Below are 14062 nucleotides of genomic sequence, written 5' to 3'. Positions count from 1 at the left end.
GTGGCGGCCGCCGGGACGGCCCGGCGGAGCGCCGTACCTCCTGTCCTTCGGTACCTCACCGCCCGTTGAAGGTGGGCTTCTGCTTGGCGACGAAGGAGGCGACCGCGTTGCGGTGGTCCTCGGTGTCGCCGGTGTGCTGCATCTTCCCGGCCTCGAACACCAGCGCCTCGGCCAGCGTGTGAGTCGCCGAGTACCCGAGCGACTGCCGCACCGCGCCGTACGCGACCGTCGGCCCGGCCGCCAGCTTCGCGGCCAGCGCGTCGACCGCCGACGAGAACTCCGCCGCCGGTACGACGCTCGTCGCCAGGCCGAGCGTCAGCGCCTCGTCGGCGGGGACCGTGCGCGGGAAGTACAGCAGCTCGAGCGCCTTCGCCTGCCCGATCAGCCGGGGGAGCGTCCAGGAGATCCCGGTGTCGCACGACAGCGCGATCCCGGTGAAGGCCAGGTTGAACCCGGCCGTGTCCGCCACCACCCGGAAGTCGCACGCGAACGCCATCGACGCGCCGGCCCCGGCCGCGACCCCGTTCACCGCCGCGATCACCGGCTTCGGCATCTCGGCCAGAGCCAGGGCGATCGGCGCGAAGTGGTCCGGCACGGTGCTCCAGAGCGCGTCCGTGTCGTTCGCCTCGAGCAGCCCGATGTGCTCCTTCAGGTCCTGCCCGACGCAGAACGCCCGCCCGGTCCCGGTCAGGACGACGACCCGGACGGAGTCGTCCTCGGCGGCGGCCAGGACGGTGTCACGGAGCAGAACCTTGGTCGGCGTGTCGAGGGCGTTCATCGCGTCCGGCCGGTTCAGCGTGATGGTGGCGACCCCATCGGTCAGGGCGTAGGTGACGGAGTCACTCATCGTGGTCAGCTCCTTGACAATCGGTAAGGAATTTCAGTGATAGGTCAGGCAGTTGTCGACGAAACGCCCGGCCGCGGGGCTCAGCCGTTCGGCGTGGAAATCGAAGAACGCGGCGGCCTTGGTGCCGGCCCAGTCGTCCGGCAGAAGCTCGGCCGGCAGGCCCGGATCCAGGAACAGGAACTTGCGCCATTCGTGCACCAGTTCCGACCGTACGGCGAACGCCTGCTCGTCGGAGGTGTCGTCGCCGGCGGTCTCGACCAGCGCCTTGGCCTCGATCAGCCAGGCGTCGTACGACGCGCCGAGCGCGTCCAGTTTCCACACCCGGCGGGCGAACTCGACGGCGCCGTCGTCGACCGGTGCCCGGAACCGGTCCGCCGCGATCCCTTCCATGCCAAGGATCTGGTCGACCTCGGCGTCGTTGCGCAGGCCGACCCAGGCCCCGTCGGACAGCGGAGCCCAACCCAGAAAGGCGAGTTGGCTCGCCAGTTGCTCACGGCGCCGGGCGTTCGGGACCTCGCGCAGGATGCCCAGATGCCAGTGCCGGTCCCAGCCGCCGGAGCCGTTGCCGCTGAGGCCGGATCCGTTGCCTTCCGGCGTCGTGCGGTAGATCCGGGCCGCGGCGTCGTCCAGCCGGCGACGCGCCCGGGACGTGAGTGCGTATCCGGGCTGCCCCTCGATCCGGACCGGCTCCAGCCAGCCCTGGCGGACCATCCGCGAGACCGCGGTCCGGACCGCCGGAGGGTGGACGCCGAGCGGCGCGAGCAGCCTGACCAGGGCCGCGACCGGGGCTCGCGCACCACGCGCGCGCAGGTGGTCGCCGTACAGGTCGAAGAGGGCTGAACGGGCGTGCACGTGCCTGAGTCTGCCGTATGGTGCGCGGCTCTGGCCTGTGATCGGGAATAATGGGTCCTGATACACACTGCGATACGCGCCGACGGCGCATCACCGCACGGCGCCGGAGACGGTACCCAGTGCGGTGTCGTCGCTCAACACCGACACTGGGAAGGGGTGCGCGCATGGCGGCGATGAAGCCGCGGACGGGCGATGGTCCGCTCGAGGTCACCAAGGAGGGGCGGGGGATCGTGATGCGGGTTCCGCTCGAGGGCGGCGGTCGGCTCGTCGTCGAGTTGAACGCCGACGAAGCGACCGAGCTCGGCAACGCGCTCAAGGCCGTCGTCGGCTGAGCGAATACTCCCGGGGTGTCCTCGCATCCCTACATATCTATGCGACCCCGGTGGGTGCCCTTTTGCGGCACCGGCCGGGGTCGTTACGGTTGCCCGTGGTGCCCAGACATCTTTGATCAAACAGTGAGGTCCTTCTAGTGGCTCGCCGCAGCAGCAAGTTCGCGTTCCCGACTCTTCCGGCCGTGGCCTGGCAGCCCGGCCTGCCGGTGCACGGTGCCCCGACCTGGGTGATCGTGGTCGGTGAGAGCGGCCTGCCCGCCGCCGCGAAGGACGCCGGGGAGCGGCTCGGGGTGGACCTCAGCCGGCTGCTGGAGGTACAGCAGGCGACCGGCTTCACCACGACCGCCGGTTCGACCGCGGCGTACCCGCTGCTGACCGGTGAGGTGACCGAGATCCTGCTGGTCGGGGCCGGTGACGGCAGTGCCAAGGACCTGCGACACGCCGGAGCGGCGATCGCGAGATTCGGCCGCGGCAAGGACGAGCTCACCACGGTAGTTGCTGATGGCATCGAGGACGCGAGGCTGCAGGCGTTCGCCGAGGGCGTCGTACTCGGCTCCTTCACCTACACCCTGAAGACGGTCGACCCAGGTAAGCCGGTGGTCGCGCGGGTGACGCTGACCGACGGTTCCGACGACGACCGGCAGGTCGAGCTCGACCGGGGCGTCGTGATCGGCCGGACCGGCTGGCTGGCGCGGCAGTTCGCCACCACGCCGTCGAACGAGAAGGACCCGGCCTGGCTGGCCGCGCGCGCGACCGAGCTGGCCGCGGAGTCCGGCCTCGAGGTCTCGGTGTGGGACGAGAAGAAGTTGGCCGCGGACGGGTTCGGCGGCATCCTCGCGGTCGGCAAGGGTTCGACCCGGCCGCCGCGGTTCATCCGGCTCGACTACGTCCCGGCGGGCGCCGACGACGACACGCCGTACGTCGTACTCGTTGGCAAGGGCATCACCTACGACACCGGCGGTCTGTCGCTGAAGCCGCGCGAGGGCATGGTGTCGATGAAGCGCGACATGACCGGCGGCGGGTCGGTGATCGCGACCCTGTCCGCGCTCCGCGAGCTCGGTGCGCAGGTCCGCGTGACCGGTCTGATCTGCGCGGCGGAGAACATGCCGTCCGGTACGGCGTACCGCCCGGACGACGTGATCCGGCACTACGGCGGTCGCACCACCGAGGTCAAGAACACCGACGCCGAGGGCCGGCTCGTCCTCGCCGACGGACTCGCCTACGCGGTCAAGGAACTCGAACCCGACGTCATCGTCGACATCGCCACCCTGACCGGCGCGATCAAGGTCTCCCTCGGCTCGATGCTGTACGGCGGCCTGTTCGCCACCGACGACGCACTCGCCGACAACCTGGCCGACGCCGGGCGCGTGTCGGGAGAGGAACTGTGGCGGATGCCGCTGTCCGCGGCGTACCAGGAGCTGATCGCGACCCCGATCGCCGACTCCGTCAACAGCTCCAAGGGCCCGGGCTCCATCACCGCCGCCCTCTTCCTGAAGGCCTTCGCCGGAGACATCCCCTGGGCCCACCTCGACCTCTCGTCCATCGCCGAGTCCCCCGCCGACCGCTTCGAATACTCCCCCGGCGCCACCGGCGCCGGCGCCCGCCTCCTCACCACCTGGCTAACCTCCAAAACCCCCACCGCCGGCATCGCCTGACCCCTCCCGCAGATCTGCGGGGGCGTGGCAGGGTGGCGGGGTGGAGGTTGCGGAGGTCAGCGGGGTTGCTCTGGCGCTTGATGGGGTGAAGGAGTCGACGGCGGGCGGGATGCTGCGGTGGACGCTGGATGGGCGGCTGGTTGCGCGGCAGTACGACGACTCGGCGATCGTCCTCCGGATTGGGTTCGAGGAGCGGGAACGGTTGCTGCGTGCGCATCCGGAGCTGTTCTTCGTGCCTCCACGGTTCGACGCGCACATGAAGGTCGTGCTTCGCCTCACGGATGCGGAGCCGGCCGTCGTGGCGTCAGCGCTGCGCGCGGCCTAGAACTTTCAGCGCGACGCCGATTGAGCGGCGTCCCGGCCACGATGTGTCCGCTGTCTGCGAGCGCCTCGTCTGGGGCGGTTGCTGAGGTTTGGTGGGGGTGCCAGGGTGGGGGGATGGTGACGGTGTTCGAGGCGGCTGGTGGGGATGCGGGGATGCTGCGGCTGGCTCATGCGTGGCATGAGCGGGTGATGGCGGATGAGGTGGTTAGTCACGCGTTCAGCCATGGGTTTCGGGACGACCACAGTGTGCGGTTGGCGGCGTACTGGGGTGAGGCGCTCGGTGGGCCGGCGACGTACACGGATGCCTACGGCGACGAGTCGACGGTCGTGCGGATGCACAGTGGGAACGGTCCGCACGAGGAGATGGATCGTCGCGCCGTCGCCTGCTTCGACCAGGCACTGACCGACATTGGCCTGGCCGACGACGACCGGTTGTACGCCGTGCTGCACGACTACTTCAGTTGGGCGACGACGGTCGCGATGACGAAGTACCACGCCTCCGCCGCCGACGTACCCACCGACCTGTCGATCCCTCGCTGGTCGTGGGACGGCCTGGTCGCCGACTGAGACACACAACCGCGGCCGCCTCGGCAGACTCCGGCGCGGGGCGGTTGGTTCAGCCTGTGATCGTGTCGAGTTCGGTGATGGCGTCGGATGGGAGGACGAGGTCGGCGGCGGCTGTGTTTTCGCGGAGGTGGGCTACGGACGACGTGCCTGGGATGACGATGCTGGTGGGGGAGCGTTGGAGGAGCCAAGCCAGGGCGACCTGCTGGGGAGTGGCGTTCAGGCGGGTCGCCACCTTCGCCAGGGTCTCGGACTGCAGCGGACTGAAGCCGCCGAGGGGGAAGAACGAGGCGAACGCGATGTTCTCGGCGGCGCAGAAGTCGACCACGTCGTCGTCGGCACGCTGCACCAGGTTGTAGAGGTTCTGGACGGTCACGACCGGGGCGATCGCCTGGGCCTCGCGGATCTGGGGGATGGTGACGGCGCTCAGGCCGAGGTGGCGGATCAGGCCCTCCTGCTGCAGTTCGGCCAGGCCGTGAACGACTCGGCGATCGAGGCCTCGCCGCCGCCGTCGTGTTCCGCGGTCCGCAGGTTGACCACATCGAGCACGTCGAGACCGAGGTGGTCGAGGTTCTCGTGGACGGCGGCCTTCAGGTCCTCTGGCGCCAGCGCCGGGTTCCAGCTGGCGTCGTCGCCGCGGCGGGCGCCGACCTTGGTGACGAGGTGCAAGTCCGCCGGGTACGGGTGGAGTGCTTCCCTGATGAGCTCGTTGACGACCGTGGGACCGTAGAAGTCGCTGGTGTCGATGTGGGTGATGCCCAGTTCCACCGCTTCCCGCAGTACGGCGATCGCCTGGTCGCGATCCCTGGGTGGTCCGAAGACACCCGGACCGGCGAGCTGCATGGCGCCGTACCCCATCCGGGTGATGGTGAGGTCGTCGGCGAGCGTGATGGTCTTGTCTGTCATGCTTCCCACTGTTCCTCCGGGTCAGCAGACCTGGGAGAGCCCTGCTGATCCTGGGAGTGACAGGGCCAGTCAACGGGCCGCGGGCGCGGCTACGGTGGAAGGCATGGAGAGCACGAACGCGCTCGGCGAGTACCTCCGGTCCCGGCGGGACCAGGTCCAGCCGGAGCACGTCGGGATCCGGCGGGCCGGGTTGCGACGGGTGCCGGGGCTGCGGCGCGAGGAGGTCGCGATGCTGGCCGGCATCAGCTCGGACTACTACCTGCGGCTGGAGCAGGGCCGGGACCGCAACCCGTCGGTCCAGGTGCTCGCGGCGTTGGCCGAAGTACTGCGGCTTGACGCGGATGCGACGGCGTACCTGATCGGGCTTGCCCAAGAGCGTCCGCGAGCTGCCCCGAAGGGCGGCCGGCGGCCGAAGGCCGAGCCGGTGCCACCGAGCATCCTCGAGCTGGTCGACAGCTGGACTGACAATCCGGCGTACGTGCAGAACAAGTACACCGATGTGCTGGCGGTCAACACGCTCGGGCAGGCCATCAACCCCAAACTGAGGGTCGGCGTGAACCTGCTGACCACGGTTCTCCTCGACCCGGCGGAGCAGACGTTCCACCGGGACTGGGAGGACCTGACCGAGGAAGCTGTCGCCGCCCTGCGGTCCGAGCTCGGGTCGGACGTCGACGACCCGCGACTCGTCGAACTGGTCGGCGACCTGTCGGTCCGCAGCCACCGCTTCCGGGAACTGTGGGCTCGCCACGATGTGCGGACGAGGCGCGGGCGGACGAGCCTGCTCACCCATCCGCAGGTCGGCGACATCGAGCTGAAGAAGAACAAGCTCACCATCGGCGGCACCGACTCGATGACGCTGGTGGTCTACCACGCCACGCCTGGCAGCCGCGACGCCGAGCTGCTCGCACTGCTGGGCAGCCTCATCGCGTCCAGCGACGAGGTGCCCGAGCGGAGCAGTCAGCCCACCGGCGACGGCTAGACCCAGCGGGCGAGCTACCCGAGCAGGTTGGTGTAGAGCTGGACGGTGCGATCGGCGACGGCGTCCCAGCCGAACTCGGAGACGGCGCGGTCGCGGCCGGCCTTGCCCATGGCTTCGGCCTTGGCCGGGTTGCCGATCAGGTCGTTGATGGCTGCGGCCAGGTCTCGTTCGAAGGTGTCGATGTCGTTCTCGTCGTACCGGACCAGGGTGCCGGTGACGCCGTCGTCGACGACCTCGGGGATGCCGCCGACCGCGCTCGCGACGACGGCCGTCTCGCACGCCATCGCCTCCAGGTTGACGATGCCGAGCGGCTCGTAGATCGACGGGCAGCAGAACGCCAGCGCGTGGGTCAGCACCTGCCGGACGTCCTCACGCGGCAACATCTCGGAGACCACGAAAACGCCGTCCCGGGCCGCCTTCAGGTCGTCGATCAGCGCGTCCGTCTCGGCCTTCAGCTCGACCGTGTCGGCTGCGCCGGCGAGCAGCACCAGCTGGACCGACGGGTCCAGTTGCAGGCCGGCCCGGAGCAGGTGCGGGACGCCCTTCTGCCGGGTGATCCGGCCGACGAACGTCACGTACGGCCGATTCAGGTCGACCCCGAGCCGCTCGAGCACGTTGGTCTTCGGGTCCGGGCGGTAGAAGTCGGCGTCGATCCCGTTCGAGATCACGTGCACCTTGGCCGGGTCGATCGCCGGGTAGCAGTCCAGTACGTCGTCCCGCATCCCACGACTCACCGCGACCACGGCGTCGGCCGCCTCGTACGCCGTACGCTCGGCCCAACTCGACAGGCGGTAGCCGCCGCCCAGCTGCTCGGCCTTCCACGGGCGGCGCGGCTCCAGCGAGTGTGCGGTCACCACGTGCGGGACGCCGTACAGGAGCTTCGCCCAGTGGCCGGCCATGTTGGCGTACCAGGTGTGGGAGTGCACGAGCTGCGCGTCGCCGACCGCGGCCGTCATGGTCAGGTCGGTGGAGAGGATGCGCAGCGCCGCGTTCGCCTGTGGGATGCGCGGGTCGTCCTCGGAGTGGGCGGTCGCACCGTGGCGTGGTTCGCCCATGCAGTGCACCTCCACGTCGAGCAGGCGACGCAGCTCGCGGACCAGGAAGTCCACGTGCACCCCCGCCCCGCCGTACACGTCCGGAGGAAACTCACGCGTCAGGATCGCCACCTTCATGCAGCCGACCCTAGGACATCAGGACGTTCGTGTCGGTACCCAGAAGCGCAGCTTTCCGTGTCGCTCGTCTTCCAGTTCGCCACCGGCCGCCTCGATCACGCGGCGGGACGGGAGGTTGTCCGTGTCGCAGGTGAGCAGCGCCGGGTCGATGCCGAGTCGGGCCGCGAACGGGAGCGACTGGGCCAGCATCTCGGTCGCGTACCCCTTCCGCCGGTACGACGGGCGGACGAAGTACCCGATGTGGCCGCCGAGCTCCTCCAGGGCCGGGGTGAGGCGGTGCCGGATCGAGAGCCGGCCGAGCCACTCGGGTCCGTCGACGAACCAGAGCACGGTCTGGTGCACGAGGTCCGGCGCCAGCTCGGTCTCCGGATCCGCCTCGGTCCTGATCACCTCGATCAGCCGGGCGAACTCGCCCGGATCCTCCGCCTGGTCCCGGCTCCACTCCTCCTCCTCGTCGCCGGCGATCGTCCGGGCACCCATCCACCGCTCGTGCTCCGGTCCCGCCTCGTCCCACGCGGCGAGGAACGAGCGGTGAACGGCAACGGTGGGTTCGGTGAGGATCGGCATCTTTACAGTGTCGCGACACTCGCAAGCGCCTATGCCCCGGGGGTTCCAGAGCTAAGGCCATGTGCCCGCCGAGTGCCTGCTCGCACTGCACATGAGGGGTGCACATGGCCTAAGGTGCGGGCATGGCAAAGGCGCCCAAAGTTCTCGGAATCGTGCTGGCGGGTGGCGAGGGGAAGCGGCTGATGCCGCTGACGGCCGACCGGGCCAAACCGGCCGTGCCGTTCGGCGGCAGTTATCGCCTGATCGACTTCGTGCTGTCCAACCTGGTCAACGCCGGGTACCGCAACCTGTGCGTGCTCACCCAGTACAAGTCTCACTCGCTGGACCGGCACGTCACCCTGACCTGGCGGATGTCGACCCTGCTGGGCAACTTCGTCACCTGCGTCCCGGCGCAGCAGCGGCTCGGCCCGCAGTGGTACCAGGGCAGCGCGGACGCGATCTACCAGTCGATGAACCTGATCAACGACCACCGACCCGATATCATCGTGGTGTTCGGCGCCGACCACGTGTACCGGATGGACGCCTCCCAGATGGTGGCGGCGCATATCGAGCGCGGGAACGGCGTCACCGTGGCCGGGATCCGGGTGCCGCGGGTCGAGGCGACCGAGTTCGGCGTGATCAAGACCGGGCCGGACGGCCACGCCATCGAGGAGTTCCTGGAGAAGCCGGCCGACCCGCCTGGGCTGCCGGACTCGCCGGACGAGACGTTCGCGTCGATGGGCAACTACGTGTTCAGCGCCGACGTCCTGGTGGAGGCCTTGCGCAAGGACGCGGCTAACCCGGCGTCCCGGCACGACATGGGCGGCGACATCGTCCCGATGCTGGTTGCCGAGGGCAACGCCGGCGTCTACGACTTCAAGGACAACGACGTCCCGGGCGCGCTGGACCGGGACCGCTCGTACTGGCGCGACGTCGGATCGCTGGACTCCTACCACGAGGCGCACATGGACCTGGTCTCGATCCAGCCGGTGTTCAACCTCTACAACTCCGACTGGCCGATCTTCACCTCGCACCCGCAACTGCCGGGCGCGAAGTTCACCGACGACGCGACAGTCGGCGAGTCGATCATCTGCCAGGGGTCGATCGTCTCCGGCGCGACCGTGGAGCACTCGGTGCTCGGCGCCAACGTGATCGTCAGCTCGGGGGCGACGATCGAGCGCTCGGTGATCATGGACAACTGCAAGATCGGCGCGAACGCCGTCCTCAAGAACGTCATCCTGGACAAGAACGTGGTCGTCCCGGACGGGGTCGAGATCGGCGTCGACCCGGACTACGACCGGGAGCGCGGCTTCATCGTGTCCAAGGGCGGCGTGACCGTACTCGGCAAGGGCCAGGTGATCGAGGCCGCCCCCATTGAGGCGAAGGGCGAGGTCGCCGAGGCGTGAGCGCGCTGGAGAAGGAGGCGCTGGAGCTCGACCTCGCGGATCCCGGGAACCGCGAGCTCTTCGACGTACCGTCGGCCCAGGGTGGCGACTACCCGGAGGTCGCGTACTTCGCCGGCAACTCGCTCGGCCTGCGCCCCAAGGCGACCCGGACCGAGCTGCTCGAGGATCTGGACGCCTGGGCCGCGCTCGGGGTCGAGGGACACCTTGATGCGGTCAGACCGTGGTTGCCGTACCACGAGCTGTTGACCGGCCCGGCTGCCCGTCTGGTCGGTGCATTGCCCAGCGAAACCGTGGTGATGAACTCGCTGACGGTCAATCTGCACCTGCTGATGGTCTCGTTCTACCGCCCGACCCGCTCGCGGCACCGGATCGTGGTCGAGGACTCGGCCTTCCCGTCCGACAGCTACGCGGTCCGCTCCCAGGCCCGCTTCCACGGGTACGACGCCGACGACGCGATCATCCGCCTCCGGCCACGCCCCGGCGAGGACTCCCTGCGTACGGCGGACGTCGTCGAGCAACTGGGCAGCGACGTGGCGCTGGTGTTGCTGGGTGGAGTGAACTACCTGACCGGCGAGCTGATGGACATCCCGACGATCACCAAGGCCGGTCATGCGGCCGGTGCGGTCGTCGGCTGGGACCTCGCGCACGCGGCCGGAAACGTCCCGTTGTCGTTGCACGATTGGGGCGTGGACTTCGCCGCCTGGTGCTCGTACAAGTACCTGAACTCCGGCCCGGGTGCGCTCGCGGGCGCCTTCGTGCACGAGCGGCACCTCGGTGGGGATCGGCCACGGTTCGAGGGGTGGTGGAGCACCGAGGCGTCGACGCGGTTCGAGATGGCGCCGGAGTCGCGCCCGCCCGCGTCCGCGGATGCCTGGCAGGTGTCGAATCCGCCGATCTTCTCGATGAGCCCGGTCCGGACCTCGCTGACGATCTTCGACCAGATCGGCATGGAGGTGCTGCGCGAGCGCAGTCTGCGACTGACGTCGTACCTGGAGAAGCTGCTGGCCGGTGTCACGCCGGGACGGCCGCTGCGGGTGATCACGCCGGCGAACCCAGATCAGCGGGGTGCACAGTTGTCGCTGCGGATCAGTGGTTCGCTGCGGGCGGGTGAGCTGGCGAAGCGGCTTCGCTTCGAGTACGGCGTGATCGCGGACGCGCGTGAGCCCGACGTACTGCGGCTGGCTCCGGTGCCGTTGTATTCGACGTACCACGACTGCTGGCGCGCGGCGTCGGCACTGACCGAGGCGGTGCCGGCGTGAAGATCGCGATCGTCGGGGCGGGACTGACCGGGAGTCTGCTCGCCTGCTTCCTGGCCCGGCGCGGGCTGACGGTGACGCTGTACGAGCATCGGCCGGATCCGCGGATCGGGCCGGCCGAGCGGGGCCGGTCGATCAACCTGGCGATCTCCGAGCGCGGTCTGGACGCGTTGCGGCGGATCGACCTGGTCGACCAGGTGATGGCCGATGCGCTGCCGATGAAGGGCAGGATGATCCATCCGGTCGAAGGGCCGCTGGACTTCCAGCAGTACTCCGCCGCCGGCGACCGGGCGATCAACTCGATCAGCCGGGGCACGCTGAACAACGCACTGCTGACCGCGGCCTCGGAGGCTCCCGGGGTGACGGTCGAGTTCGAGCATCGGCTGGTGGAGCTGGACTCACAGGCCGGGCGGATGGTGTTCGCGACCCCGTCCGGGAAGGTCTCGGCCGAGGCAGACGTCGTCCTCGGAGCCGACGGCGCGGGGTCCGCGGTCCGCGAGCAGTTGCTTGCCGAGGGCATCGTTGCCGAGGACGTCGACTTCCTCGACTACGGGTACAAGGAGCTGTCGATCCCGGCCGCCGACGGTGAATTCGCGCTGGATCCGGGCGCGTTGCACATCTGGCCGCGCGGTACGTCGATGATGATCGCGCTGCCGAACCCGGACCGCTCCTTCACCTGCACGTTGTTCTGGCCGGCCGGATCCTTCGACGCGCTGATTTCAGCACCCGAGATCGAGCAGCATTTCGCTCAGCACTACCCGGACTTGGTGCCGCTGGCACCGGATCTGGTAGACGACTACCTGAACAACCCGGTCGGTGTGCTCGGCACCGTCCACACCCTGCCGTGGCAGGCACACGGCCGGACGGCGTTGCTCGGTGATGCCGCGCACGCGATCGTGCCGTTCTACGGGCAGGGCGCGAACTGTGCCTTCGAGGACGTGGTCGAGCTGGACCGCTGCCTCGGCGACACCGGTGGGTCGTGGGCGCGGGCGCTGCCGCTGTTCGAGGCGCGCCGGCGGGAGAACACCGAGGCGATCGCGGAGATGGCGCTGGCGAACTTCGTCGAGATGCGCGACAAGGTGGCGTCCCCGGTGTTCCGGCTGACCAAGCGAATCGAGCACGCGCTGGAGCGGGCGTTGCCCGGCCGGTACGTCTCCCGCTACGAGCTCGTCTCCTTCTCGACCACGCCGTACGCCGAAGTGCGGCAACGCGTCCGTCGCCAGCACCAGATCCTCGGTGCGGTGATTGCCGGTGCCGGTGTGGTCGCGGTCGGACTACTGCGGAGGCGGCGATGAACCTGTGGAGTTCCGACCTGTTGGCCGGAAAGGTGTCGCGGCCCGGTCTGCTGCGCAACTTCGTCGACGGTGGGTTCGTCGAGGGCGGGTCGACGTTCGCGAAGCTGAGTCCGGTGACAGGTGAGCAGATCTTCGACGTGTCCGAGGCTTCGGCCGAGACTGTCGATGCGGCTGTCCAGGCTGCTCGGGCTGCGCTGCGAGGTCCATGGGGCCGCATGAGCGAGCAGGAGCGGGCCGTCGTACTGCGGCGGGTCGCGGACGGGCTCGAAGCTCGCTTCGAGGACTTGGTCGCGGCCGAGGTCGGCGACACCGGCAAGTCCATCAGTCAGGCGCGGACGCTCGACATCCCGCGAGGCGCGGCGAATTTCCGCGCCTTCGCGGACTTCGCGACGACCGCGTCGAGCGAGTCGTACACGACCGTGCTGCCGGATGGCAGGCGGGCGCTGAACTACGCCGTACGCAAACCGGTCGGTGTGGTCGCGATCATCGTGCCCTGGAACCTGCCGTTGCTACTGCTCACCTGGAAGGTCGCGCCGGCGCTTGCCTGTGGCAACGCTGTGGTGGTCAAGCCGTCCGAGGAGACGCCCGCGTCCGCGACCGTACTGGCCGAGGTGATGGCGGAGGCGGGCGTACCGGCTGGTGTGTTCAACCTGGTGCACGGGTTCGGGCCGTCGTCGGCGGGGGAGTACCTGACGCGGCATCCGGGGGTGGACGCGATCACGTTCACCGGTGAGTCGACGACCGGTACGGCGATCGCCAAGGTCGCCGCGGACCGGGTCAAGTCGGTGTCGTTCGAGCTCGGCGGGAAGAACGCGGGGCTGATCTTCGCCGACTGCGATCTCGACGCTGCGGTCGAAGGATCGGTGCGCTCGGTCTTCACCAACGGCGGCCAGGTGTGCCTGTGCACGGAGCGGCTGTACGTCGAGCGGCCGGTCTTCGATCAGTTCGTGGAGCGTCTGGCTGAGCGGGCCGCCGGGTTGGCCTACGGCTGGCCCGCGGACGAGGCGACGATGAACATGCCGCTGATCTCGAAACAGCACCGGGACAAGGTCCTCTCGTACTACGACCTGGCCCGGGCCGAAGGTGCATCCGTGCTGGCCGGTGGCGGCGTACCGTCGTTCGGCGACGCTCGCGACGGTGGTTGCTACGTGCAACCGACCGTGGTCACCGGTCTGCCGCCGGACGCCCGGACGAACACCGAGGAGATCTTCGGCCCGATCTGCCACATCGCGCCCTTCGACACCGAGGAGGAGGCGTACGCCCTGGCCAACGACTCCGACTACGGGCTCGCGGCCACCGTCTGGACCCGCGACGTCGGCCGCGCCCACCGCGCCGGCATCGCCCTGGACGTCGGCATCGTCTGGGTCAACACCTGGTACCTCCGCGACCTCCGCACCCCCTTCGGCGGCATGAAACTGTCCGGCGTCGGCCGCGAAGGCGGCCGCCACTCCCTCGACTTCTACTCGGAGCCAACCAACGTCTGCGTGGAGCTGACATGACAGTCGTCCCCGGGAAGGCGGTGCCGCGGGGGCGGTTTCCGCATGTGAAGGTCGCTCACGGTTTTGCCTATGTCTCCGGTACGTCGAGCCGGCGGCCGGACAACACGATCGCCGGGGCGTCGGTGGACTCGATGGGCACCGTGTCGTTGGACATCCGGGAGCAGACACGCGCCGTACTGGAGAACATCCGGGACGTCCTGGCGGCAGTCGGGGCCGGGCTCGAGGATCTGGTCAGTGTGACCACGTACCTGGTGTCGATGAACGACTTCGGGGGGTACAACGAGGTGTATGGCGAATTCTTCGACGAGTCCGGGCCGGCCCGGACCACCGTCGCAGTCCATCAGCTGCCGCATCCCCAGCTGCTGATCGAGATAGCTGCCGTCGCGGCCGTCCCACGAGGACAAGGCCAGCTGAGCGCAAAGGAGTAGG

General features: G+C 69.2%; 16 protein-coding genes. 10 read left to right on the top strand and 6 right to left on the bottom strand.

All coding sequences use genetic code 11. From position 1 onward, the window contains the following. Window positions 1–55: 55 nt before the first annotated feature. A complete protein-coding gene (locus EV652_RS06950; protein ID WP_132208149.1) occupies window positions 56–847 on the bottom strand; it encodes an enoyl-CoA hydratase/isomerase family protein in 792 nt (263 codons plus the stop codon). Between the two features lie 33 nt (window positions 848–880). Then, window positions 881–1699 (bottom strand): PaaX family transcriptional regulator, encoded by an 819-nt coding sequence (locus EV652_RS06945; protein ID WP_132208148.1) that lies wholly within the window; start codon window positions 1697–1699, stop codon window positions 881–883. Window positions 1700–1863: 164 nt separating this feature from the next. Between EV652_RS06945 and EV652_RS06940 the strand changes: the two genes are divergently transcribed. The 4 genes from EV652_RS06940 (at window position 1864) to EV652_RS06925 (ending at window position 4577) form a co-directional block, all read left to right on the top strand. Then, window positions 1864–2031, top strand: coding sequence for a DUF3117 domain-containing protein (locus EV652_RS06940; protein WP_012923066.1), 168 nt, complete (start codon window positions 1864–1866; stop codon window positions 2029–2031). 137 nt (window positions 2032–2168) lie between these two features. Next, the gene (locus EV652_RS06935) at window positions 2169–3686 is read left to right on the top strand and encodes a leucyl aminopeptidase family protein (RefSeq protein ID WP_132208147.1); all 1518 of its coding nucleotides are present in this window, start codon (window positions 2169–2171) and stop codon (window positions 3684–3686) included. A gap of 40 nt (window positions 3687–3726) precedes the next feature. Further along, a complete protein-coding gene (locus EV652_RS06930) occupies window positions 3727–4011 on the top strand; it encodes a hypothetical protein (protein WP_132208146.1) in 285 nt (94 codons plus the stop codon). Window positions 4012–4124: 113 nt separating this feature from the next. Next, window positions 4125–4577 (top strand): group II truncated hemoglobin, encoded by a 453-nt coding sequence (locus EV652_RS06925; protein WP_132208145.1) that lies wholly within the window; start codon window positions 4125–4127, stop codon window positions 4575–4577. Window positions 4578–4626: 49 nt separating this feature from the next. On the opposite strand, the gene EV652_RS45980 is transcribed toward EV652_RS06925, so the two are convergent. After that, window positions 4627–5004, bottom strand: a complete 378-nt coding sequence (locus tag EV652_RS45980) for an aldo/keto reductase (protein WP_305000199.1) — start codon at window positions 5002–5004, stop codon at window positions 4627–4629. A 14-nt stretch (window positions 5005–5018) separates the two neighbouring features. After that, the gene (locus tag EV652_RS45975; protein ID WP_305000197.1) at window positions 5019–5480 is read right to left on the bottom strand and encodes an aldo/keto reductase; all 462 of its coding nucleotides are present in this window, start codon (window positions 5478–5480) and stop codon (window positions 5019–5021) included. A 103-nt stretch (window positions 5481–5583) separates the two neighbouring features. On the opposite strand from EV652_RS45975, the gene EV652_RS06915 reads away from it, so the two are divergent. Next, window positions 5584–6459: a helix-turn-helix domain-containing protein gene (locus tag EV652_RS06915; RefSeq protein WP_132208144.1), complete on the top strand. Its 876-nt coding sequence runs from the start codon at window positions 5584–5586 to the stop codon at window positions 6457–6459. A gap of 14 nt (window positions 6460–6473) precedes the next feature. Here the strand turns inward: EV652_RS06915 and glgA are convergent, their stop codons facing one another. Next, window positions 6474–7631, bottom strand: a complete 1158-nt coding sequence (gene glgA / locus EV652_RS06910) for a glycogen synthase (RefSeq protein WP_132208143.1) — start codon at window positions 7629–7631, stop codon at window positions 6474–6476. Between the two features lie 18 nt (window positions 7632–7649). Beyond that, entirely contained in the window at window positions 7650–8198 is a 549-nt protein-coding gene (locus tag EV652_RS06905; RefSeq protein WP_132208142.1) for a GNAT family N-acetyltransferase, read from the bottom strand. A gap of 122 nt (window positions 8199–8320) precedes the next feature. On the opposite strand from EV652_RS06905, the gene glgC reads away from it, so the two are divergent. From glgC to EV652_RS06880, 5 genes are read left to right on the top strand one after another with little or no spacing between them, the layout of a single operon-like run. After that, on the top strand, window positions 8321–9583 hold the full coding sequence (gene glgC / locus EV652_RS06900; RefSeq protein ID WP_132208141.1) for a glucose-1-phosphate adenylyltransferase: 1263 nt from the start codon (window positions 8321–8323) through the stop codon (window positions 9581–9583). Then, window positions 9580–10842: a kynureninase gene (kynU, locus tag EV652_RS06895; protein WP_132208140.1), complete on the top strand. Its 1263-nt coding sequence runs from the start codon at window positions 9580–9582 to the stop codon at window positions 10840–10842. Before glgC ends, kynU begins: the two co-directional genes overlap by 4 nt. Continuing rightward, window positions 10839–12134 (top strand): FAD-dependent oxidoreductase, encoded by a 1296-nt coding sequence (locus EV652_RS06890; protein WP_132208139.1) that lies wholly within the window; start codon window positions 10839–10841, stop codon window positions 12132–12134. The genes kynU and EV652_RS06890 overlap by 4 nt, the downstream gene beginning before the upstream one ends. Then, window positions 12131–13633, top strand: a complete 1503-nt coding sequence (locus EV652_RS06885) for a 2-hydroxymuconic semialdehyde dehydrogenase (protein ID WP_199238049.1) — start codon at window positions 12131–12133, stop codon at window positions 13631–13633. Before EV652_RS06890 ends, EV652_RS06885 begins: the two co-directional genes overlap by 4 nt. Beyond that, window positions 13630–14061 carry a RidA family protein gene (locus EV652_RS06880; RefSeq protein ID WP_132208138.1) on the top strand — a complete coding sequence of 144 codons (432 nt, stop codon included), beginning with the start codon at window positions 13630–13632 and terminating at the stop codon, window positions 14059–14061. The genes EV652_RS06885 and EV652_RS06880 overlap by 4 nt, the downstream gene beginning before the upstream one ends. The last annotated feature ends 1 nt before the right edge of the window (window position 14062 follow it).

This window comes from Kribbella steppae (assembly GCF_004342025.1).
GTDB lineage: Bacteria > Actinomycetota > Actinomycetes > Propionibacteriales > Kribbellaceae > Kribbella > Kribbella steppae.
The sequence above is the reverse complement of the archived record's forward strand: the minus strand, read 5'-3'. Positions and strand labels throughout refer to the sequence as shown.

Excerpts from the sequence above, each read along its gene's own strand:
- EV652_RS06950 (WP_132208149.1), bottom strand. The coding sequence starts at position 847 with ATGAGTGACTCCGTCACCTACGCCCTGACCGATGGGGTCGCCACCATC.
- EV652_RS06940 (WP_012923066.1), top strand. The coding sequence starts at position 1,864 with ATGGCGGCGATGAAGCCGCGGACGGGCGATGGTCCGCTCGAGGTCACC.
- EV652_RS06925 (WP_132208145.1), top strand. The coding sequence starts at position 4,125 with ATGGTGACGGTGTTCGAGGCGGCTGGTGGGGATGCGGGGATGCTGCGG.
- EV652_RS45975 (WP_305000197.1), bottom strand. The coding sequence starts at position 5,480 with ATGACAGACAAGACCATCACGCTCGCCGACGACCTCACCATCACCCGG.
- EV652_RS06915 (WP_132208144.1), top strand. The coding sequence starts at position 5,584 with ATGGAGAGCACGAACGCGCTCGGCGAGTACCTCCGGTCCCGGCGGGAC.
- glgA (WP_132208143.1), bottom strand. The coding sequence starts at position 7,631 with ATGAAGGTGGCGATCCTGACGCGTGAGTTTCCTCCGGACGTGTACGGC.
- EV652_RS06905 (WP_132208142.1), bottom strand. The coding sequence starts at position 8,198 with ATGCCGATCCTCACCGAACCCACCGTTGCCGTTCACCGCTCGTTCCTC.
- glgC (WP_132208141.1), top strand. The coding sequence starts at position 8,321 with ATGGCAAAGGCGCCCAAAGTTCTCGGAATCGTGCTGGCGGGTGGCGAG.
- EV652_RS06885 (WP_199238049.1), top strand. The coding sequence starts at position 12,131 with ATGAACCTGTGGAGTTCCGACCTGTTGGCCGGAAAGGTGTCGCGGCCC.
- EV652_RS06880 (WP_132208138.1), top strand. The coding sequence starts at position 13,630 with ATGACAGTCGTCCCCGGGAAGGCGGTGCCGCGGGGGCGGTTTCCGCAT.